Annotated in this window: 21 protein-coding genes; 14 read left to right on the top strand and 7 right to left on the bottom strand. The window is 48.3% G+C overall.

The genetic code is table 11. From position 1 onward, the window contains the following. Both CWM47_RS29930 and CWM47_RS29935 read right to left on the bottom strand, forming a co-directional pair. On the bottom strand, positions 1-912 hold the full coding sequence (locus tag CWM47_RS29930) for a hypothetical protein (protein ID WP_100992245.1): 912 nt from the start codon (positions 910-912) through the stop codon (positions 1-3). Positions 913-1157: 245 nt separating this feature from the next. Then, the gene (locus tag CWM47_RS29935) at positions 1158-1685 is read right to left on the bottom strand and encodes a DUF2911 domain-containing protein (protein ID WP_100992246.1); all 528 of its coding nucleotides are present in this window, start codon (positions 1683-1685) and stop codon (positions 1158-1160) included. A 250-nt stretch (positions 1686-1935) separates the two neighbouring features. Between CWM47_RS29935 and CWM47_RS29940 the strand changes: the two genes are divergently transcribed. The 7 genes from CWM47_RS29940 to CWM47_RS29970 all read left to right on the top strand — a co-directional run bounded on the left by CWM47_RS29940 (position 1936) and on the right by CWM47_RS29970 (position 9442). After that, a complete protein-coding gene (locus CWM47_RS29940) occupies positions 1936-3741 on the top strand; it encodes an acyl-CoA dehydrogenase (RefSeq protein ID WP_100992247.1) in 1806 nt (601 codons plus the stop codon). Between the two features lie 138 nt (positions 3742-3879). Then, a complete protein-coding gene (locus CWM47_RS29945) occupies positions 3880-4851 on the top strand; it encodes a YheT family hydrolase (protein ID WP_100992248.1) in 972 nt (323 codons plus the stop codon). 11 nt (positions 4852-4862) lie between these two features. After that, positions 4863-5150 (top strand): nucleotidyltransferase family protein, encoded by a 288-nt coding sequence (locus CWM47_RS29950; RefSeq protein WP_100992249.1) that lies wholly within the window; start codon positions 4863-4865, stop codon positions 5148-5150. Next, positions 5143-5514, top strand: a complete 372-nt coding sequence (locus tag CWM47_RS29955) for a HepT-like ribonuclease domain-containing protein (RefSeq protein ID WP_100992250.1) — start codon at positions 5143-5145, stop codon at positions 5512-5514. Before CWM47_RS29950 ends, CWM47_RS29955 begins: the two co-directional genes overlap by 8 nt. A gap of 3 nt (positions 5515-5517) precedes the next feature. Beyond that, a complete protein-coding gene (gene serA / locus CWM47_RS29960; protein ID WP_100992251.1) occupies positions 5518-7422 on the top strand; it encodes a phosphoglycerate dehydrogenase in 1905 nt (634 codons plus the stop codon). Positions 7423-7503: 81 nt separating this feature from the next. Further along, complete coding sequence (locus CWM47_RS29965) at positions 7504-8595, top strand: aminotransferase class V-fold PLP-dependent enzyme (protein WP_100992252.1); 1092 nt, start codon at positions 7504-7506, stop codon at positions 8593-8595. Between the two features lie 151 nt (positions 8596-8746). Beyond that, positions 8747-9442, top strand: coding sequence for a hypothetical protein (locus tag CWM47_RS29970; protein WP_100992253.1), 696 nt, complete (start codon positions 8747-8749; stop codon positions 9440-9442). Positions 9443-9514: 72 nt separating this feature from the next. Here the strand turns inward: CWM47_RS29970 and CWM47_RS29975 are convergent, their stop codons facing one another. Beyond that, positions 9515-10036 carry a DinB family protein gene (locus CWM47_RS29975; protein WP_100992254.1) on the bottom strand — a complete coding sequence of 174 codons (522 nt, stop codon included), beginning with the start codon at positions 10034-10036 and terminating at the stop codon, positions 9515-9517. Between the two features lie 274 nt (positions 10037-10310). Here CWM47_RS29975 and CWM47_RS29980 point away from each other — a divergent pair, with 274 nt between their 5' ends. The 4 genes from CWM47_RS29980 to CWM47_RS29995 all read left to right on the top strand — a co-directional run bounded on the left by CWM47_RS29980 (position 10311) and on the right by CWM47_RS29995 (position 13846). Continuing rightward, positions 10311-11387 (top strand): spore photoproduct lyase family protein, encoded by a 1077-nt coding sequence (locus tag CWM47_RS29980; protein WP_100994123.1) that lies wholly within the window; start codon positions 10311-10313, stop codon positions 11385-11387. A gap of 154 nt (positions 11388-11541) precedes the next feature. Next, the gene (locus CWM47_RS29985; protein ID WP_100992255.1) at positions 11542-11997 is read left to right on the top strand and encodes a DUF4920 domain-containing protein; all 456 of its coding nucleotides are present in this window, start codon (positions 11542-11544) and stop codon (positions 11995-11997) included. Between the two features lie 74 nt (positions 11998-12071). Further along, positions 12072-12488: a hypothetical protein gene (locus CWM47_RS29990; protein WP_240625524.1), complete on the top strand. Its 417-nt coding sequence runs from the start codon at positions 12072-12074 to the stop codon at positions 12486-12488. Between the two features lie 80 nt (positions 12489-12568). Then, positions 12569-13846, top strand: a complete 1278-nt coding sequence (locus CWM47_RS29995; protein WP_100992257.1) for a metal-dependent hydrolase family protein — start codon at positions 12569-12571, stop codon at positions 13844-13846. Between the two features lie 57 nt (positions 13847-13903). On the opposite strand, the gene CWM47_RS30000 is transcribed toward CWM47_RS29995, so the two are convergent. From CWM47_RS30000 to uxuA, 4 genes are read right to left on the bottom strand one after another with little or no spacing between them, the layout of a single operon-like run. Further along, the gene (locus CWM47_RS30000; protein ID WP_100992258.1) at positions 13904-14776 is read right to left on the bottom strand and encodes an alpha/beta fold hydrolase; all 873 of its coding nucleotides are present in this window, start codon (positions 14774-14776) and stop codon (positions 13904-13906) included. 9 nt (positions 14777-14785) lie between these two features. Continuing rightward, on the bottom strand, positions 14786-16216 hold the full coding sequence (gene uxaC / locus CWM47_RS30005) for a glucuronate isomerase (RefSeq protein WP_100992259.1): 1431 nt from the start codon (positions 16214-16216) through the stop codon (positions 14786-14788). Positions 16217-16261: 45 nt separating this feature from the next. Next, on the bottom strand, positions 16262-16903 hold the full coding sequence (locus CWM47_RS30010) for a Uma2 family endonuclease (protein WP_240625525.1): 642 nt from the start codon (positions 16901-16903) through the stop codon (positions 16262-16264). Positions 16904-16957: 54 nt separating this feature from the next. After that, complete coding sequence (gene uxuA, locus CWM47_RS30015; protein WP_100992261.1) at positions 16958-18142, bottom strand: mannonate dehydratase; 1185 nt, start codon at positions 18140-18142, stop codon at positions 16958-16960. Between the two features lie 72 nt (positions 18143-18214). Between uxuA and CWM47_RS30020 the strand changes: the two genes are divergently transcribed. From CWM47_RS30020 to CWM47_RS30030, 3 genes are all read left to right on the top strand, one after another. Next, entirely contained in the window at positions 18215-19564 is a 1350-nt protein-coding gene (locus CWM47_RS30020) for an MFS transporter (protein ID WP_100992262.1), read from the top strand. A gap of 40 nt (positions 19565-19604) precedes the next feature. Beyond that, on the top strand, positions 19605-20597 hold the full coding sequence (locus CWM47_RS30025; protein ID WP_100992263.1) for a sugar kinase: 993 nt from the start codon (positions 19605-19607) through the stop codon (positions 20595-20597). A 365-nt stretch (positions 20598-20962) separates the two neighbouring features. Next, on the top strand, positions 20963-22471 hold the full coding sequence (locus tag CWM47_RS30030) for a tagaturonate reductase (RefSeq protein WP_170069461.1): 1509 nt from the start codon (positions 20963-20965) through the stop codon (positions 22469-22471). The last annotated feature ends 5 nt before the right edge of the window (positions 22472-22476 follow it).

Consider the following 22476-nt stretch of genomic DNA (forward strand, 5'->3'; position numbering starts at 1 on the left):
TCAACGAATGTGTGGCGTTTTCCCCCGCACCTCAAGGGCGTTGTTCAAATGCCGGCGAATGGCATACGTATAACGTACAGTAAAGCCATAACTCATACCGCTGCCATCGCCAACCAGTTGCGCCCTCTCGACCGATGTCCGGCTCCCAACAGCAGCAACGTTGCCATTTGGCGAGTTAGGGTAATTGACCGCATACGTCACGTTTGTGGTCAGTGCATTGCCCAGGCCCCAGAATTTACGGACAGAAAAACCCAGATCTATTGAGTTACTCAGCTTTATATTGTATTCAGCACCCAGCTCAGCGAGGGTAGTAACACTGCCATTCACCTGTGTATCGCTGGTCAGGCGAAGCGTATCGGGGGTCTCCCGACGGCCACTATACCGATAGCCTAATAACGAGAATTGACCTGCCTGCTGTCCACTGTTTGGCACGAGCCACATGCCTCCGGTTAACCAGAATCCCGAACGCAACCAGGGTTTACTGGTGGACACAATAAGACGCTTTCCACGAAGACCGAACGCACTTGGCGATGTGCTGTACCGAAACACAAGGGGAGAGCTGGCATTCGTTACTGATACCTGCGTATGAATGGGCATTCGGGCGTATCCGCCTTCTATGGCCCATCGTTCGCGATACGACCAGCCAATTACGGCACCCCAACCTAACTTACCCACCAGGTCGGTCTTCAGCAATCCATCAATTGAATTATCGAGTTTGGCGCGGTCTGTTCTTACAAATCCATCCAGCGCCACATACCAGCGGCTTTTTATAGCAGGCCCACCATATTTTGTGAGCAAACGGTCGTATTGATGACTCCGCTCCGGCAACCGATAGTAGTCCGTAATACCCTGGCCACAGGCAGGTAGTACGGCGAGTCCGAGTAGTACGTACAGCAAGTAGCGTTTCATCATCGAGTATCGGTTAGAGCGTTTCACAAATAACGCGATAAACGTTTGTTTGTTAACTACTTATACTCATTTTAATTCGTGTACGGCCAATTTAGTTAACACCTGTACCAAATCATGTGTGAGAATGTCCACTATTAAGTAATAATACGCTACTTCACAGCCTATTATAAACAACAAAACCCAGCCACGAAGGCCAGGTTTTGTTGTTTGTAAATCCGTAAATTAGATAAAGGAGCTTACCCCTTTTCTCAGCCGTGTTTCATCACAGGCACCGAAATCGCCATATTGTCCCAGGCAATTGAAATGCTGCTGTTTGCGGGGGTGATCGTTAATTTTTCGAGAGGTGTTTTGTTCATCGAAACTGGCACTTTCACCATTGCAACGTCTGTACCTTTAATTTTTTCGTAGTCATAAGCACCCCACTGACCCAGTGTGCTGTTCAGAATAACGCTCCACTCTTTTTCGCCGGGAATAGTAAACAGCGTGTATGTACCCGCTTTCACCATCTTACCGCCAAACATAACGTCGCTCTTAAATGTCACTTCGGTTGCGTTGTTGGCACCTGTCCGCCATACTTTACCATATTTCTCGAGGCTGTTTGATGCATCGGCACCAAAAATAACCCGACCTTTCTTGGAAGGCTGGCCATAAACTACTTTAATGTTCTTGTCTGGGCTTTCGACAGTTACTTTAGGACTTGCGGGTGCTTTGTCCTGCGCTTGTACCAACGATACCGTTGCAAAAAGGAAAGCCAAAAGGGCAACTAAATTTTTCATGTGTCAATGATTGGTTTTAAGGTGATCTCTTTCTAAACGATACAAAGTAAACGATAGTTTTTGGAGAAGTATATAAAGATTGACAGAGCACTGATTTTATGATTCATATTGGATGGCCTTATTTTCATTGAAAAATCATAATGGTTCATAAAAAACATAAAAATCAGCGTTCTCTTATCAAGTTAAAGATTGGTATTTTTAACTTTACGATCGTATGTAAGCATACCTTTTCCTAATCGCATCAGCCCACATGGCAACAACTTATTTCAGCAAGCGTAATCTTCAGTTCCTTCTACACGAAGTCTTCAAAGCAGAAGAACTGACTAAATATGAGTACTTCAGTGCCCATGACCGCGAAACTTTCAATCTTGTGCTCGACTCGGCAACATACATAGCCGATACGATCATGCACCCCTATTTGAAAGATGTGGATAAGAACCAGCCTGAACTAAAAAATGGGCAGGTTACGGTTCATCCTAAAGTAAAGGAATACCTTAAAGCTATGGGCGAAGCTGGCCTGATTGGGGCTGGTTTCCCATTTGAACATGGCGGGCAGCAATTGCCCGAAATGATTAGCTCGTGCGTAGGTTTTATTCTAATGGCGGCTAATAATGGCATGATGTATACCGGCCTGACCTCCGGTGCCGCCCACCTGATCACCTCGTTCGGGTCGGCCCAACTGAGTGAATTTTACGTACCAAAACTGTTGGATGGAACCTGGCAGGGTACAATGGCCCTCACCGAACCGCAGGCCGGTTCGTCACTATCCGATGTAACAACCTCGGCAACGCCCCAGCCCGACGGTACCTACACGATTAAAGGCCAGAAAGTGTTTATTTCGGCGGGCGACCATGATGCGTGCGAGAATATTATTCACCTGATGCTGGCACGAATTGAGGGCGCTCCAATGGGCACAAAAGGCATTTCGCTGTTTGTCGTCCCTAAATACCGCCCCGATGGTACGGGTAATTTCATTGATAACGATGTTGTGTCAACGGGCGTTTACCATAAAATGGGGCAGAAAGGCGTTCCCGCCATGCACCTCACAATGGGGTCCAGCGATAACACGATTGGCTATATTGTTGGGGAGCCACACCAGGGCTTGCCCTATATGTTTCAGATGATGAACGAAGCCCGCATTGGTGTGGGCATGACGGCGGCCGCTATTGCCACTGCGGCCTATTATGCGGCCCTGCAATACGCCCGTGAACGCCCGCAAAGCCGACGATTGAACGAGAAAAATCGCCTTGATTCGCCCCAAACGGCAATCATCAATCACCCAGATGTTCGGCGGATGCTGTTGTTCCAGAAAGCGGTAACGGAGGGTGCTTTATCCGTACTTATCGAAGCGGCCCGCCTGTATGACATTAGCGAAGTAGCCGAAGGTGACGAAAAAGAAAACGCGTTTTTGATGCTCGATCTGTTGATGCCCGTTGCCAAATCCTACCCCTCCGAGATGGGTGTACAGTCGGTAAGTCAGAGTTTGCAAACGTTTGGTGGGTACGGTTTTACGGAAGACTTCCCGGTTGAGCAACTGTATCGCGACATACGGATAACGCCTATTTATGAGGGCACAACGGGCATTCAGGCGCAGGACCTCCTTGGTCGCAAGATGACGATGAAGGGCGGCAAAGCACCCCAACTATTATTTGCCGAGATCAACAAACTAATTGGCGAAGCCAGCACGTTCGATGACCTGAAACCCTACGCCGACCAGCTCACTGCCGAACTCAAGGGTATACAGGACGTGATGGCGAGCTTAGTGCCTCATGTCCAGAAAGGTGATATTGAACGCTATTTATCGGATGCAACCTTGTTCCTGGAAATGTTCGGTATTGTTGTGGTGGCGTGGCAGTGGCTCAAGCAGGCGGTTGTGGCGAAGCAAGCGCTCTTGACCCAAAATCCGCAGGGCGACGATCTGGTCTTTTATGAAGGCAAAATTCACACGATGAAGTTCTATTTTCACTACGAAGTCCCAAAAACGCTGGGTCTGGCGGTGCGTCTGAAAGACACCGAAGTCCTGACGATTGTGTCTGAGAAAGAGCTGGCGTTGTAAATTAAGCTTATCGCTCAGGCAAAAAGGCCGCCCTGTGAAGGGCGGCCTTTTTGCCTTCTTACTATGTTTTTTACGGTTTATCAAGCTTCTAATTCCCAGAACCTTTACCTTTGCGCCTTCAATCGCCCGCGCCCGGTAATGCCGCTGATTGCCCCATCAAGTTATATGCCGCCTGCCCGCTTGTGGAACGGCCATCTGCAAACCATCATTCCCTCGCTGTTTCGTAGGGTTTCCTCGAATTATGTTCGAGACCGGATCGATACGCCCGATGATGACTTTCTGGATCTGGACTGGAGCAGGGCAACAGAGAAAAACGACACCCTGATTATTCTTACACATGGTCTTGAGGGCAGTTCAACAAGTTCGTATCTGGCCGGCATGGTCAATCACCTGACAAAAAACGGCTTTGACTGCCTGGCCTGGCATTTCCGCTCGTGTAGTGGCGAAATGAACCGTCAGAAACGATTTTATCACATCGGCGAAACCAGCGATCTACACTTCGTTGTCCAACACGCCCTATCAAAAGGTTATCAGACTATATACCTCATGGGCTTCAGTGCGGGCGGCAACGTCACACTAAAATACATTGGTGAGAACGGTACAACTCTACATCCAGCCATTAAAAAGGCGGTCGTTTTTTCGGTTCCGGTCCATTTAATGGGCTCGGCCCGGCGACTTGAACAGTGGGATAGTCTGGTTTATAATTATCGTTTTAACCGAACGCTCAAGCGGAAAATTTTGCAAAAAGCGGCCGTTATGCCGGGCGTCTTTCCAACAGAAGCCTTATCTAATGTTCGATCAATTCGGGAGTTCGATAACCTGTTTACGGCCCCCATGAACGGATTTCGGGACGTAACTGACTATTACACCCGAAGTAGTGCACTCCAGTTCATACCTGACATAGCCATTCCAACCTTACTTGTGAATGCGAAGAATGACCCGTTTTTATCACCCGAATGTTTCCCAACAGAATTAGGCCGGGAACTAGCCAACGTCTGGATGGAGTTTCCCGAACAAGGCGGCCACTGTGGATTTCCACCACATACTGGCAAAATTCAGGGCACCTACTGGTCGGAAGAGCGAGCCTTGCAGTTTTTTGTGAATCAATAAAAGCAAATGATATGGATGGGGATCATATTAAAGAACTGCTAAAAGCTAACAAAGAGCGTTTATTTATCGCTTACCCGCTGGCATCATTAGCCTTATTTGGTTCCTACGCAGACGGTACAGCAACAGAAGACAGTGATGTAGACATATTGGTCGAGTTTAAAAAGCCTGTTGGCTTCGAGTTTATAGACTTGTCGATTGAGCTGGAGAACCTGCTTCAAAAGCCCGTTGATTTAGTAACTCGAAAAGCGATAAAGCCAAGGTTAATGCCTTATATCACACAACAGTTATACTATGTCTAAGCGGTCAGCCTACATATTATTAACAGATATGCTTGAGGCTGTCAATGCTATACAGGAATACACTGTTGGTCTGGACTACGAATCGTTTTTAGCAAACAGGATGGCAAGAGATGCAGTTATTCGAAACGTTCAGGTTTTGGGCGAAGCTGCCAACCGTATCTCTAAACCATTCCGAGACCAGTATTCAATGATCGAATGGATGCGTATTATTCGGACTCGTCATATTTTAGTACATGACTATTTTGGTCTTGATTATGAAATTATATGGCGTATAATAACCGTTCATATACCTCCTCTTCGAGAGGCAGTTAAACAAATTTTAGACAGTGCCCCGCCAGAAGATGCGGATATTGAACAAATCTAAATCATGCTCACCAAACCACTAGAACAAACGTATTACATCATTGATTTTGACAGCACCTTTACCAAGGTTGAAGCGCTCGACGTGCTGGGTGAAATCTCGCTGGTAGGCCGCCCCGACCGCGATGATGTGCTGAACGAAATCAAAGCGATTACTGACCGGGGTATGTCGGGCGAAATCTCGTTTACTGACTCCCTTGTCCTGCGTCTTAATCTCCTGAAAGCGCATAAAAGTCAGCTGCCTGCCTTGGTTGAAACGTTGATGGGTAAAATATCGGATTCGTTTCAACGCAACAAACAGTTTCTGACGGAGAATGCCGAAACAATCTATATCGTTTCGAACGGCTTTAAAGAATTCATCATTCCCATCGTTACCTCGTTGGGCGTTCGTGCAGAAAACGTCTTTGCTAATACGTTTGAGCTCGACGAAAATGGAGCAATCGTTGGCTTCGATTCAGAAAATCCATTATCATCCAATGGAGGCAAATCGCAGGTGATTCGGAATCTGAATCTCGACGGCGAAGTCTACGTCATTGGCGATGGCTACACCGACTATGAGATCAAGGCATCGGGTCTGGCCAATCGTTTTTATGCATTTACGGAAAATGTAATGCGCCCCCGCGTTGTGGCACAGGCTGATCACGTGGCACCATCGCTCGATGAGTTCCTGTACCATAACAACCTCAGCCGCAGCCAGTCGTATCCAAAAAGCCGGATCAAAGTCCTGTTGCTGGAAAACGTACACCCAAATGCTATTCAATTATTCGAACAGGAAGGCTTCAACGTTGAGATTCGAAAAGGCGCCCTGGACGAAGAGGAGCTGATCGAAGCTATCCGCGATGTATCTATTTTGGGTATCCGGTCGAAAACGAATGTGACAGCCCGCGTATTGGAGCACGCCAATAAACTAATGACCGTTGGCGCGTTCTGTATCGGTACCAACCAGATCGACCTCGATGCCTGTACCGAAAAAGGGATCGCCGTCTTTAATGCTCCTTATAGTAATACACGGTCGGTGGTTGAGTTGGCCATTGGTGAGATAATCATGCTGATTCGCAGCATTGTACCAAAGAGTAACCTGATGCACAAAGGCGGATGGGATAAATCGGCTAATAACAGCTTTGAAGTTCGGGGTAAAAAACTTGGTCTGGTCGGCTATGGCAATATCGGCACACAACTTTCGGTAGTAGCCGAAGCTCTGGGCATGGAAGTTTACTTCTATGATGCCGTCGACAAACTGTCTCTTGGCAACGCCCGCAAGTGTAAGTCATTGGACGAATTGCTGGCTATTTCGGACATTATCAGCCTGCATACCGATGGACGGAAAGAGAACAAGAACCTGATTAGCTACCGTGAATTTGGGCTGATGAAAAATGGTGTCATCTTCCTGAATCTTTCGCGCGGCCACATTGTCGATATTCCGGCTTTGGTTGATGCTATTGAACGCGGGAAAGTTGCCGGTGCCGGTGTTGACGTATTCCCGAATGAGCCTAAGACCAATAATGAGGAGTTTATAAGTAGATTGCGCAACTTGCCCAACGTGATTCTGACGCCCCATATTGGTGGAAGTACAGAAGAAGCGCAGGCCAACATCGGTAGCTTTGTACCGAGCAAACTTCTCGAATATATCAACAATGGCAGTACCTACGGCAGTGTAAACTTCCCTGAACTGCAATTGCCTCTCCTGAAAGGCGCGCACCGCCTGTTACACGTCCACGAAAACGTTCCGGGTATTCTGGCCAAAATGAACACCATTTTTGCTAAACACCACATCAACATTCACGGCCAGTATCTCAAAACCAATGAGAAAATCGGCTATGTAATTACGGATGTCGCCAAAGAATATGCCGAAGAGGTTGTCGAAGAGCTAAAGGACATTGATAACACAATTAAGTTTAGACTATTATACTAAAGAGTGAAAGAGCGAAAGAATGAGAGAGCAGACAAAAGCTCTTTCGCTATTTCGCTCTTTCACTCTTTCGCTCTCTTAAAAATGCAAAATACCTACTTCACTCCCGGCCCGGCCGAGCTTTATCCAACGTTTTATCAACATCTGCAACAAGCTTTAGATGAACAGATTGGCTCGATTTCGCACCGGAGTCAACGCTTTCGGGACATCTACAAGTTTGCCGATGAACAACTCCGGACGTTGCTGAATATTCCGGCAACGCACGGCATATTCTTTACCGGTTCAGCGTCGGAAGTGTGGGAACGGGTCCTTCTTAACTGTGTGGAGCATGAGAGTTTTCACCTCGTCAATGGTTCGTTCTCCCAAAAGTTTTATGACTATGCCAATTCGCTGCACAAGCACGCGCATATTCAGGAAAAGCCATTTGGCGAAGGGTTCGACGCGGCCGATATTGAGGTGCCTGCCTATGCCGAACTCGTTTGTTTGACGCATAACGAAACCTCATCGGGTGTGCAGATGCGGCCCGGCGAAATGCATAAGCTTAAACGCAAATATCCAAAAAAGTTGTTTTGTGTGGATATGGTCTCGTCGGCCCCCTACCCCGACCTGGATTTTAGCCTTATTGACTCTGCTTTTTTCTCGGTTCAGAAAGCGTTTGGTATGCCCGCTGGGCTGGGCGTCTGGATTGCCAGCCAGGCCTGTCTGGCTAAAGCCGAACAGTTAGAAAAAAGCGACACCTTAACGATTGGAGCACATAATACCCTGCCAATGCTGTGGAAGCATTATAAAACGTTTGAAACACCAGCTACACCAAACGTCCTGTATATCTATCTGCTTGGCAAAATTGCGGAGGATTTTAACCGGATTGGTATTGATACAATACGGAAACAGACCGAAGAAAAAGCCCGGATGCTCTATAAATTCCTGGACAGTTCGGCTGACTTTTCGCCTTTTGTAAAGCAGGAACGTCACCGTTCACAGACGGTTATCGTAGCTACTGTCGGATCGCCCGAACGGCCAACGTCATCGACCGATGTTATATCGTCGGCCAAAACAGCCAATATGATCGTAGGTAGTGGCTATGGTAAATTTAAGGACTCACAAATACGGATCGCCAATTTCCCGGCCGTATCAGTAGAGCAAGTTGGAAGCCTGATCGAGCAGTTGCAGAAATAGAGCGGTAGCTACACGTTCACCTGACGCCACCTCACTCGTTGAGGTGGCGTTATTTTTTGCGGGCAGTTGTCAATAAGCAAAGATGGTAACAAACCTTATGTAGGCTTCGTGGTTAATAGGACAGTGTTTTTATGAATTCAACTCAACGACGATGAAGAAATTACTTACAACTACATCACTTTTTATGGGTCTGGCTATTTGTGGCCTTGCTCAAAGCCGCTCCGACTCATCGGGCAGTGGGAAACCACTTATTGATGAAAAAACGAAGCGAGAAGTTCGGCAAAAAGCAGAACAGGCGAGCGAAAAAATGGATGAAGAAATAGATAAGTCCATTAGCTATCAGCAAGCAAATCAGTTGAGCTGGTTTGAACCAAACAACCTGTTTCTAGGTGGCGGTCTTGGCATGGGAGCCAGTAGCGGCCAGGTTTATCTGGCTTTCAACTCCCGTATCGGCTACTTTTTTCAACCCGGTTTTGCCGCAGGGCTACGGTATGACGCCGACCGGCTTGTGGGAAATAAGTACCATTCGCGGCAAGTTGGTGCTTTTGCCCGTTACTACCCTTTCCGTACTCGAATTAGCAGCTTTGTTGGTGCCAGCCTGAATAGTGGCCGCGAATTTTCGGAGAATGTTCCAGCCGATGCCAAGTACAAGTACACCAGCGTTGGGTTGGAAATTGGGGTAATGGCCTGGATTCTACACCGTTTAGGTGCCGAGGTTTCTTATGAGAGTAGCTTCTACAATAAAATTGACCCTACCGTTAGCCGGGGTAAAGGCGGTCGACTAAAATTTGGTGTCAATTACTACTTTGGCCGGGTTGCCGGTCGTGGGGTTAAGTTGGCAAAATAAGTACCCTGTTTTAACAAACAGCTTTACTCAGACAAACGGCCACCAATCAACTGGTGGCCGTTTGTCATTCCGCTAAACCAGTGCCAATAACTTCAAATTGTGTCGCGTATGTATACTTGTAAAATAGAGCATTTCCCGAACGGTTAATTTTCCAAGCACTGGATGAGGTACGTAATAATTATCCAACTCACTAATCGACCAACTTTCGAGAACAGCCGCCAGAGCATCATAAACCCCTGCAAATCGCGCCCCCATCTCGCTTTTTTCCACCTGCACATCTTCGGGTCGGGGCGATAAGGCTGCGGGAGCTTTAGCACCTGTTTCCAGAATAATCTGGTACGCAACTGCAATGTCGTTGTACGATCTTGACGAAGTCTCCACTGGTCCCCACTGGCTCAATACCTCACGAGGTCCGGTCATTAATCGAATAATTGGACGAGCCGACAGATACAAATGCTGCAACACCTCAGCAACCGACCATTTACTATTGGCTTTAGCTGCAAATTGCTCGCCTGGCAAACGGTTTGCCCATTCCATGAAAGCATGACAATCGGCTTGTAATCGCTCTTGAATAGCTTTTTTCTGCTCATCCATAGTAACTTTCTCTTCAGAAAAAAAATAAAAATCGACTGCCCTGAGAAAGGCAATTTTTCACCCAATCATATTTTTTATATAGTATTGATAATCAATAGTATAACCGCAAAAAATTTCTATCTCGCGGGGATTCTTACACCCATAAATTTTGTTCTGTATATAGGTAGCTAATGCCTGATACAGGCTTATTTCCAGCCCTTTTTACTCCGTTATGACAGTTGACTTAACCGAAACACCAGTCGTTAAACCACTCACAAAATCGGCCCGTTTATGGATGCCCAAACGCGTTGTTTTTACCGCCGACGCGCTGAAAGAGTCATTTGGTCAGGCTATGTACGAACGCATATCAGGACTCAATCTACCTATTGAGGTTGCTAAAAACAACCGCATTACAGGGTTGCGCGGAGCTGATGAACGAGAGACCTATCGCATCGCCAAAAATACGCTGGCTATTGTGAATGCACCGCCCGGTGCGTTTCGACTACAGCCTATTCCGCCCTCAGCCGATTGGCAAATGAATCTTGCAGAAGGGTGTCCGGCACATTGTCAGTATTGTTATCTGGCCGGTAGTCTTTCGGGGCCGCCGGTTGTGCGGGCCTACGCAAATCTACCCGGTATGCTGGTGCATACCGCAACTTATGAAGGCACTTATCCGCCCAATCGAACCTGGCAGAAAACAGCCAACGATTCAGACACTGGTTTGCGCCCCACAACCTTTGAGGTTAGTTGCTATACTGATGTACTGGGAATCGAACACCTGACGGGTAGTATGGCCGAATGTATTCGGTATTTTGGTACACGCGAGATGGCCGAGTTACGCTTTGTTACAAAATACGATCAGGTTGATAATCTGCTTAACCTGCCCCATAACGGCCACACCCGCGCCCGCGTCAGCCTTAACGCCGACACTGTTGCCAGGCGGCTCGAAGGTGGTACGGCCTCTGTAGAAGCCCGGCTGCAAGGTATCCGTAAGCTGGCGATGCCAAAAGAGTTGGGCGGAGGGGGCTACCCAGTTGGGCTGGTTATTGCGCCTATTATGGCGATTCCTAACTGGCGTGAACATTATACAGCCCTGCTCAACCGTATGTCGGCCGTTCTTGACTTTCCTCAACTAAATATGAATGTCGAGTTTATAAGCCACCGTTTTACACCCGGCTCAAAAGACGTGCTGTTGCAATGGTACCCCAATACATCGCTCGATCTTGACGAATCGACCCGCGCCGAGAAGCGGAATAAGTTTGGCGGCACCAAATATGTGTACCGCCCTGAAGAAATGAAGGAGATGAAAGTTTTCTTTTATACAGAATGGACGAAGAGATTCCCGAACGCACCAATTTTGTACTGGACTTGATGGGGTTACATCTGTATTTAATTAAGTGCAAGAATTAATGTGTTCATTCTGTGAAGTGTTTTGCGAATGTTGTGAAAGTGGTAAATTTGGGAACAACAATAGGTATCGACAATTATCGTCCGTGAGTAATTCCTTTATAATCATCAAATAAGCTATGAAAAATATCCTGCTTACCGGCTTGCTCATTGCCGCATCTTTTGGGGCATTCGCACAAAATGAAGTGAGCAACCACGGCAAAAAAATCACATCAGCAGGAGCCATTCCTGCAACAGAATTATCGGCTAAGATGGACAATAAAACGGAGATGCCAGCCAAAGTGGAAGGCGTTGTTGAGTCTGTCTGCAAGGTAAAAGGCTGCTGGATGCAGGTCAAAACCGGCAATGGAGAGACGATGCGCGTAACGTTTAAAGACTATGGTTTCTTTGTACCTAAAGACATTGTTGGCAAAACCGTTGTGGTTGAAGGAACCGCCGAAACGACCACCACACCCGTTGCTGATCTGCGCCATTTTGCTCAGGATGCCGGAAAGTCAAAAGCTGAAATAGAGAAAATCACTGAGCCCGAAAAAGCTCTCACGTTTGTTGCCGATGGCGTCATTGTGAAAAAATAGGGGTGCCATTCCAACCTTTTTCCCGGCAGCCGTATCCTTGTAAGAAATCAATTACAGGAAATATGCTTAACTCAATGAAACGGCTTTCTGGTTTACTCATCGTTGGAACTGTACTTTTTTCAGCTTGTAAATCATCTAATACCAGCCCCACAGACTCTATTTCGCTGGGGCTGCATCAATCAGGACGGCTTGGCTCCGAGATTGTTGTTCGTGTCGACTCAATTCAGGATAGCCGCTGCCCGCTGAACGTTACTTGTATATGGGCTGGTCAGGCTAAAGTTAAATTCCTGTTGTCAAAAGATACAGACTCGACTGCCGTTCGACTGTCCTTGGGCGCTGACCCCGGTAGTTCCAACAAGCGACCCGACTCAACAACGGTTTCCTTAAATAGTGAACGGTATAAGGTGATTTTGCGCGAGGTAAATCCTTATCCAGGGTCTACTACTACTAATCAGCCACAAACAACCGTTGTTCAGGTAACAAAATTTTAGGGGTTCTTCATAAGCTTTTCGTACTTTAAGGGCTGCAACATTCTGTTGTGGCCCTTTTTTGTACCCTACTAACTTCATTTATGAAAAAACTATACCTACTGGCAGGCTTATCGCTGCTGGCCGCTCCCCTGTTTGCCCAACGGACACTAATTCACTGCGGAAATCTCTTCGACGGAATTAAAAATGATCTCCAGCCGCAAATGACCGTTGTGGTTGAAGGCAACAAAATTACAGCCGTTCAGAAAGGCTACACTACACCAGCCGGACAGGATCGGGTGCTGGATATGAAGTCAAAAACCGTTTTACCCGGTCTGATCGATATGCACGTTCACCTGGAAAGCCAGACGCGCCGGGGCGGTGCTATTGATGGGTTTACCAGAAATCAGGCTGACGTTGCTTTTCAGGCAGCTCAATACGCTAAAACAACCTTGATGGCGGGCTTTACAACGGTGCGTGACTTAGGTGGCTCGGGCGTAAACGTTTCCCTTCGCAACGCTATTAATGCCGGACTAGTTGATGGACCACGTGTATTGACCGTAGGCAAATCCATTGCGACAACGGGCGGACACGCCGACCCAACGAATGGCTATCGTAAAGACCTCATGGGCGACCCCGGCCCCCTGGAGGGCGTTATCAACGGTCCCGAAGATGCTCGTAAAGCTGTGCGGCAGCGGTACAAAGATGGGTCTGACCTGATTAAAATTACAGCCACCGGTGGCGTTCTAAGCAATGCAAAAGACGGCTCCGGCGCTCAGTTCACCGAAGAAGAAGTAAAAGCGGTCGTTGATGCGGCTAAAGATTATGGCTTTGCCGTAGCGGCCCACGCCCACGGTGCCGAAGGTATGAAACGGGCCATTCGAGCGGGTGTACAAACTATTGAACACGGTACACTGATGGACGATGAAGCGATTGAACTGTTCAAGAAATACGGCACCTATTACGTGCCAACGATCATTGCCGGAAAGACAGCAGCTGATTCGGCCCGTCATTTTGGCTATTATCCGCCCCTGGTAACGCCAAAGGCATTAGCCATCGGTCCGAAAATTCAGGCTACGTTTGCCAAAGCCTACAAAGCAGGCGTGAAGATCGCCTTCGGCACCGATGCCGGGGTTTATATTCACGGTTACAACGCAAGGGAGTTTGAATATATGGTGGAAGCAGGGATGCCGCCGGTAGAAGCTATAAAATCAGCCCTGATGACAAACGCAAAATTACTGGGTATGGACGCGCAGGTCGGGTCTATCGAAGTTGGTAAATTTGCTGACGTAATTGCCGTAGCTGAAAATCCAATCCAGAACATCAAAACCCTGCAAGCCGTCCAGTTCGTAATGAAAGACGGGAAGGTGTATAAACAGTAAGAGGGAGGAAAGGGAAGAGGGGGAGACCGGGTGGTGTTTATCCTCCCTCTTTTACCCTTATTCCCTTTCCTCCTTCTCTCCAATTATCAACTCATTTACCCGTTCCGGTTCTTCGTGCTGAACCCAGTGGGAAGCATTTTCAAGAAATACCACCCGACCGTTATCGCACAAATCAATACTGGGTTGGGCCATTTCGCGTTTCAGAAACTTGTCGCGAGCACCCCAGATAAGCAACGTTGGCACGATAACCCGAATGGAGGAGCGTTTTGCAGACGGTTTACGAAGCGCAGCCCGGTACCAGTTTATCATGGCTTTCACTGCTCCCGGCTGCGACCAGGCTGCTTTATATTGTTGCAGATCGGCCCGTCGAAACGTCCCCGGACGACTACTTCCCAGCAACGTTTTAACCAATGCCGACCAGTTCCCTAAACTTGACATAGTTTCAGGTAACCACGGTAGTTGAAAAAACCCGATGTACCAGCTTTTTCGCATTTGCCCGAAATCACGGCTGGCGAATTTCTTCATGACAACCGGGTGCGGCACGTTCAATACAACTAACCGTTCAACCCGTTCGGGATACGAAACCGCCGTCCACCAGGCTACAGCCGCACCCCAGTCGTGGCCTACAATCACGGCTTTTTGCCGACCCGATGCGTCGATCAACCCAATTACATCCGCCACCAGCGTATCAAGACCATAGGCCTCAATCCCCGTTGGTTTATCGCTGAGATTATAGCCCCGCTGGTCGGGTGCCCAAACCCAGAAACCAGCTTCGGCTAACGCGTCAATCTGTTTTTTCCAGCCGTACCAGAATTCCGGGAAACCATGTAGCAAAATGATAAGAGGCCCATCTTCCGACCCAGCCTGAACGACGTGTAACCTGACCGGGTCGCCAGCCTGCTTATTCGTTTCGACAAAAGTGTGTGTCATTAACCGAGTTTAAAACCCGAAATACCGTTCGGCATTGCGATAACAGATGTCCTGCACGATTTGCCCCACCCACTCCACATCATTTGGCAATTCACCATTTTCGATGTCATTACCGAAGATGTTGCAAAGAATTCGCCGAAAATACTCGTGGCGACTATAGGACACAAAGCTGCGAGAATCGGTGAGCATACCCACAAACGCGCTCAATAAACCCATATTCGACAGTGTATTGATTTGCTTTTCCATGCCGTCTTTCTGATCAAGGAACCACCAGCCAGAGCCAAACTGCACTTTCCCTCGCACAGACCCATCGTTGAAGTTGCCAATCATGGTTGCCATCACCTCATTATCGGCTGGATTGAGGTTATACAGAATCGTTTTTGCCAGTTTATCCCGGTCGTCCAAACCACCCAGAAACCGCGACAGCGAGGCCGCCTGTGGGAAATCGCCAATGCTATCCCAACCCGTATCGGGGCCCAGGTCGCGCAACCGGCGAACGTTGTTATTCCGAAGGGCACCGAGGTGAAACTGCTGTGTCCAGCCCTTTTCATGATCCCACTCGGCAAACTGCACCAGCATGAAAGATTTGAACTTCAGGACATCTACCGGCGAGATGTCGACCCCTCGGCGTAAGTGGTCAAATATCCGCTGAACATCCCCCTCCTTATAGGGTTCGGCATAGATCATTTCGAGGCCGTGGTCAGATAGTCGGCACCCCATTTCGGCAAAGTAATCGTGACGGGATTTGAGCGCATCGAGGTATTGTGTCAGATTCTGAATCTCGCGGTTCGTTACCTCCGCCAGCTTTTGTATGTAACCCCTCAAAGCCGTTGGATCATCGGCAGCCATTGCCTTATCGGGGCGGAACGTAGGCAGAACTTTTGTCTTGAGGCTCGTTGTACCGGCTGCCCGCTCCTGCGCCACTTTGCGATGGTGTTCGAGCGAATCCAGTGGATCATCGGTTGTACATACCACCCGTACTTCGAAATGCATCAGCAGTGCACGTGCCGAAAGGCCCGGTAACTGTTCGTTGCAGGTATCATAAATAGCACGTGCAGTCGATGGATTGAGCACGTCGGTTATACCAAATGGATTTTTCAACTCCAGATGCGACCAATGGTATAATGGGTTTCTGAGCGTATAGGGAATCGTTTCAGCCCATTTTTCAAACTTCTCCCAATCGCTTGCATTACCGGTGCAATACTGTTCGGGAATGCCATGCGTGCGCATGGCCCGCCATTTGTAGTGGTCGCCGTGAAGCCATAGTTGAGACATATTCTCGAACTGACGGTCGGAAGCAATCTGATCGGGTGGCAGGTGGCAATGATAATCAATAATCGGCATTTGCCGGGCATAGTCATGGTAAAGCCGACGAGCGGTTTCAGTCTGTAACAGAAAGTCGTCGGACAGGAACGTAGAAGCAGGAGCAAGTGTATGCATAGATGGTAAAGCAAAAGCCGGGTAGTTTCTCCCGGCTTCATATTATTATTTTGTTCGATTCATTAAATTGTCAGGTATAAATTCGCATTCTGGCAATACCTCAACAGTCTGGCTCCAATCGCGAATAATCCAGTCTTTACCTGATTCGGCAATCCATACTTTACGGGATTTTGTAAATAGCCAGATTACCTTTTCGACGCCGAACTCAAGGAAGTTAGTCGTTTTTTTTTCGTAGTACTCAAAGGATGATTCGAACTGCCCCATATCGGCTTTTGTATCTACCTCAATTGCTATTTTAGGCGGAACCCAAGCGTATTTGCTCCAATCTTCTCCTTCTAATTGCTGAAGCATAAAGACAGCGACATCACAAGACCGCCAATCACCTTTTTTAAACTGGACGCCTAGTTCATTTCCTGCTACAGCATAGATATCCATATCTAATGTCGATGACAGTTGAAAAATTAACCGGCTCACCAACAAGCTTTGTAAAATACTTGAACCCATAACCTGTTCAACCGTTTTCGTGCCCTTCAGTACTTCCTGATAACCGACATAGTACACTGGCTTACCATCCCACATTTCATAGACAAGTGATTTGAGTAAGCGAGCGCGTTCAACACGGCGCTGGCGTTGTTCTGGTGTAAGAGGAGAATGTTTCGGCTTATTGATGGCTTCCATAGTTTGCATACGTTGGCTAGTGCAAGATACCAAAAAAAATCCAAAAACGGGCCTGTCTCCCAGCTACTCGACCGCCGACAAGCCTACCATCAATCCACGCAATTCGGCCAGACCGCGCAGGCGACCAATGGCCGTGTAGCCAGGGTTCGTCCGTTTCCCTGAGGTTAAATCATCCAGCATCCGGTGGCCGTGGTCTGGCCGAAAAGGTATTCGGGTATCGGGTCGGCCAGCTAATTGACGCCTTTTTTGTTCGGCAAGTAACGCCCGCATAACCCCCGCCATAGGCACATCGCCCTCCAGGTGATTCGCTTCCTGAAAGCTGCCATCTCTATCACGTTGGGTGCTACGGAGGTGAACAAAATGAATGCTTGCCCCTAATCTGTCTGCCATGCCTACCAGGTCGTTATCTGCCCGAACCCCATACGAACCGGTACAGAAACACAACCCATTGGCAGGCGAGTTAACAGCGGCCAACAGCGCGCGGGCATCGGCCTCTGTACTCACTACGCGCGGCAGTCCCAGAATAGGATACGGTGGATCGTCGGGGTGAATAGCCAGTCGAACCCCTACTGATTCAGCCACAGGCACAATTTCGCGCAGGAAGGCATACAAATTCTGGCGCAACTCGCGGTCGCTGATGTCTTTGTAGGCATCCAGCGCATCGCGAAATTTTTCAACGGTGTAACTTTCTTCCGAACCGGGCAATCCCGCAATGATCGTGCGTGTCAGGCGCTTCACCTGGGCATCGGTCATGCCATCGAGCGTAGCGCGTGCATTGCGCTTTTGCTCCTCATTATAGAGGTACTGAGCGCCCGGCCGCTGGAGAATATAAAGCTCGAAAGCGGCAAATTCGGTGGCATCGAAGCGCAACCCCGTAGATCCGTCGGGCATGGGAAAGTCGAGATCCGTCCGGGTCCAGTCGAGTACTGGCATAAAGTTGTAACAAACCGTGTCGATACCCGCTTTCGCCAAGTTAACAATCGAATCTTTGTAATTGTCAATGTATCGAAGAAAATCGCCCGATCGGGTTTTGATACCCTCGTGTACCGGAATACTCTCCACTACCGACCAGGTCAGCCCTTTCGCTTCTATCAGCGCCTTACGGCTGATGATTTCATCAAGCGTCCATACCTCCCCATTTGGAATAGGATGCAGGGCCGTTACAATACCGGTGGCACCTGCCTGCCGTATGTCGTTGAGCGATACGGGGTCATTTGGACCGAACCACCGCCAGGTTTGTTCAAGCATAATCGAGTTAGTTGGTTAGTAAAAAAGCACCTATCCTGCCTTTTCTCCCCAAATCTCCTATCTGATTTACAAATGCCAACCCCTTCTGGCCGCTTCCGGTGGCGAATTGTTGCGTTACTTTTTCTGGCAACGACGATAAACTATATAGATAGGCAAGTGCTGTCATTCACGATGACAGATGAAATCTTTCGGAAAGACATGCTTGATATGGCCCCTGATGCCATACTAACTAAAGAAGCTACAGATCGATTTAAAGTACTCTATGGCGACGTTGATGCAGCGTTCAAATTTGCGTATGCGATTGGTTTTCTACTTATGGGCTGGATCATTGACCGTGTTGGCACCCGGCGAGGTTTTTCGCTGGGTATCCTGCTCTGGAGCGTTGCCGCCGTGCTCACGGCCTCTATTAATACCATTGTTGGCCTCCGCTGGATGAGGGCATTGCTGGGTTTGGGTGAAGCGGCTAATTTCCCCTCGTCGGTAAAAACCATAGCCGACTGGTTTCCCCGACGCGAACGCTCGTTTGCCAGTGGGCTTTTCAACGCCGGCACCAACGTGGGCATTATCCTGACGGCGCTGGTCGTTCCCTATTTGATTTTGCATTTTGGCTGGCGAAGTTCATTTTTGATTACCGGCGTTTTGGGGTTTGGCTTGCTGATTTTCTGGTGGTTTATGTACAGAAAGCCGGAGAGAAGTCCCCAGCTCTCGGCCAAAGAACTGGCCTACATTCGGCGGGATAAAGAGGAAATTGTTCCCATTAAGGTGTCCTGGGGGCGATTGTTAGGCTATAAACAAACCTGGGCTTTTGCCTTGGGAAAGTTCTTGGCCGACCCCATCTGGTGGTTCTATATGTCCTGGCTTCCCGATTTTTTTAACTCAAATGATGCCCTCGACGAAAAACTCGACCTCAACAGTTTCGGCGTTCCTTTCCTGATCATATACATCGTTTCTGATGCGGGTAGTGTCTTTTTTGGCTGGCTCAGCACCCAGTTTATGCGGTGGGGCTGGTCGGCCAACCGGGCCCGCAAAACGACCTTACTCATCTGTGCGCTCTGTGTAGTGCCCATATTCTTTGCAGCCAAAACCAGCAGCTTAACGGTTGCTATTGCACTCATTTCGCTGGCAACAGCCGCTCATCAGGGCTGGGCAGCCAATATGTATACCTTCGCATCAGACTTATTTCCGAAGAATGTGGTTGCATCCGTAACCGGAATTGGTGGTATGTTTGGCGCCGTGGGTGGTATCTTGCTGGCACTATTGGCGGGACGTATCATTACTGCGTTTGGCTATTTACCTATGTTCATTATTGCCAGCTGTTCGTATTTGATCGCGCTGGTTATTATCCATATGGTCTTACCAAAGCTGGAGCCGGTACGACCCGAGGAGTTAATGAGCGACTATAGTATCGACAAAAAACTGTAATTACGCTTTCTTACCTTGTTTTTAGACATTCATCGTACCCATGAAAATTGTCACTTTTGGCGAAGTTATGCTTCGATTAAGTCCTCCCGGTGTTGAGCGGTTTGCGCAAACAGACACGCTGGATATGCACTTCGGCGGCACCGAAGCCAACGTAGCCGTATCCCTGGCTCAGTTTGGTTTACAGGCGGCTCATGTAACCCGTTTCCCAGACCATGCCCTTGGGCGGGCGGCTTCGGGTTATCTGCGCAAGTATGCTGTTGATACGCAACATATACGCTACGGGGATGGACGATTGGGCCTTTATTTCCTGGAAACGGGCGCCGGTAGTCGGGCTAGCCGAATTATTTATGACCGGGTCAATTCGGCCTTCGCACGTATTCGTCCTGATGACATTGATTGGGAGTCGATACTGGCGGGTGCTTCGTGGTTTCACTGGACAGGCATCACCTCTGCCCTTTCGCAGGGTGCCGCCGATTGTTTGCTGGCGGGCATCCAAACCGCAAACCGGCTGGGCGTTCCGGTTTCAACCGATATTGTTTACCGCAGCAATTTGTGGCAGTATGGCCGAACACCCCAGGAAATTATGCCCGCTCTCACCGCAGGCTGTACCCTGGTATTAGGTAGTAAAAACCTGTTCTCTGAACTATATGGTGTTGTGGGCAGCACCTTTCAGGAATCGGGGCGGGCACTGATGAAACGGTTTCCGAATGTGCGTTACGTTACCGATACCAAACGAAAATCCATCAGCGCATCGCACAATCAACTGTCGGCCAAATTGTTCGATGGCGAAACCGTCTATAAATCAAGAATACATGATATAAACCCCATCACAGATCGGATTGGTACAGGAGATGCTTATATGGCCGGGTTGATTTATGGCCTACTCACCTTTAACGACCTGCAACGAGCAATAGAATTTGGTACAGCAGCTTCGGCACTAAAGCATACTATTTCAGGCGACGTAAATCTGTCAACTATTGCCGAGGTCGAGACATTGGCAAGTGGCGACACTTCCGGCAAATTGAAGCGATAAAGGTCGGCCCGATTTTTATGTTCGTGAAATTCGCAACGATTTATTGCTCAGTCACCTACCGATTTCCAAAAGAAATGCTCATTAGCTATAGATCGCTGATTTTTATGATCGCCAGTATTTACAGTGATTTTTGTCTAAATCTAAGGGGGAATCAGTCATTTTATTGAATTAAAACATGAAAAATTGCAGAGACCATAAGAATCAGCGGGCTATTGATAATAGCTCTTTCGATAAAATAGCCGCTAGGTTAACGATGTAGTTCGTATTATTGCTGAATTATGACTAACCAGTGCAAATCTTCACTTTCTGTTAATAGTAAACCTGTCTGACCGATGACCGCAGACCCGCTTGACGCACATCCAACCATGGCTAAATTAACCCGTTCGACCCACCCCGCTCCCGTTTTTCCCGAAAAGATTCTGCAATTCGGTACCGGCGTTCTTTTACGCGGATTACCCGATTATTTGGTTCAAAAAGCGAATAATGAAGGTCGATTCGAGGGCTCCATAGTTGTTGTCAAATCGACGGATAGTCAGACTGATGAATTTTCAGAACAGGATAACCTGTATACGGTTGCTGTTCGGGGTTTTCAGCAAGGACAGGAAGTTACCGAGAATGTGATAGTATCGGCCATTAGTCGGGTATTGGCAGCCCAAACCCAATGGAGTGAAGTGCTGAAGCTGGCCCGAAATCCTAAATTACAGATCATCGTTTCCAATACCACCGAAATTGGGCTGAACTACGTTGAAGAAAGCATTTTCCAGAATCCACCTCAGTCATTTCCGGCGAAATTAACGTCATTTCTGTACGAGCGCTTCCGTAGCGTTGGCGGGTCAAAAGCCAAAGGGCTGGTTGTTATTCCAACCGAACTGGTAACCGACAACGGGCTGAAACTACGCGATGCCGTTGAACGGCTGGCGCAATTCAATGAGTTGGGCAAGTTGTTTACCAAATGGCTAAAGTTCCACGTTCGGTTTTGTAATTCGCTCGTCGACCGCATCGTTACCCGCCCAACAGACGATTCCCAGAAAATATTGCAGCAGGAGGTTGGCTATGAAGATTCGTTGCTCACCTTCACCGAGCCTTACTACCTGTGGGCCATTGAGGGCGACGACCGCGTTCGGGAAACTCTGTCCTTTGCAGGCCCATCCAGCCCTCAGATAATTATTGACGAAGACATCAATTTTTATAAAGAGCGCAAGCTTCGGGTGCTGAACGGCACGCATACACTCACTATGCCATTGGGCTATTTGTTAGGACTGGAAACGGTAGCCGACGAAATGCGCCACCCGACTATGAGCAAGTTTATCGAGTCGTTGATGCTTAACGAAATTGTGCCGACAGTACCCCATTACGACATTCCGGGTATGGATAAAGCCGCCGTGACGCAGTTTGCCAACGATGTGCTTGATCGGTTTCGCAACCCTCACCTCGATCATTTATTACTTAAAATCTCGCTGCAACAAACCGCCAAAATGCAGGCTCGCAATGTAGCTACGCTGCAACGGTATTACGAACAAACCCATGAGGTACCCAAACTGATGGCGTTGGGCTTTGCTGCTTACCTGCTTTTCATGAAAGTGGTTCGGGAAGAACATGGACAGTTTTTCGGCGAAATTGCCCTGGCAAGTGGAGGTAGTCTTAACTACCCAATTCAGGACGATAAAGCCGGGTATTTTTATGGTGACTGGAAAACCGTAAAAGAGCGCGCTCCGGCAACGGTACAAACGTTTGTGCAAAGTGTACTGTCAGACAAAACACTTTGGCAAACCGATCTGACGACCCTGCCGGGTTTCAGCGACGCCGTTGCCAAAGACCTGAATTTATTGCTGACTAAAGGTGTGGTCAAAACGCTGGAAAGTGCGGTAGCGTAAGTACA

Source organism: Spirosoma pollinicola (assembly GCF_002831565.1).
Classification (GTDB): Bacteria; Bacteroidota; Bacteroidia; order Cytophagales; family Spirosomataceae; genus Spirosoma; species Spirosoma pollinicola.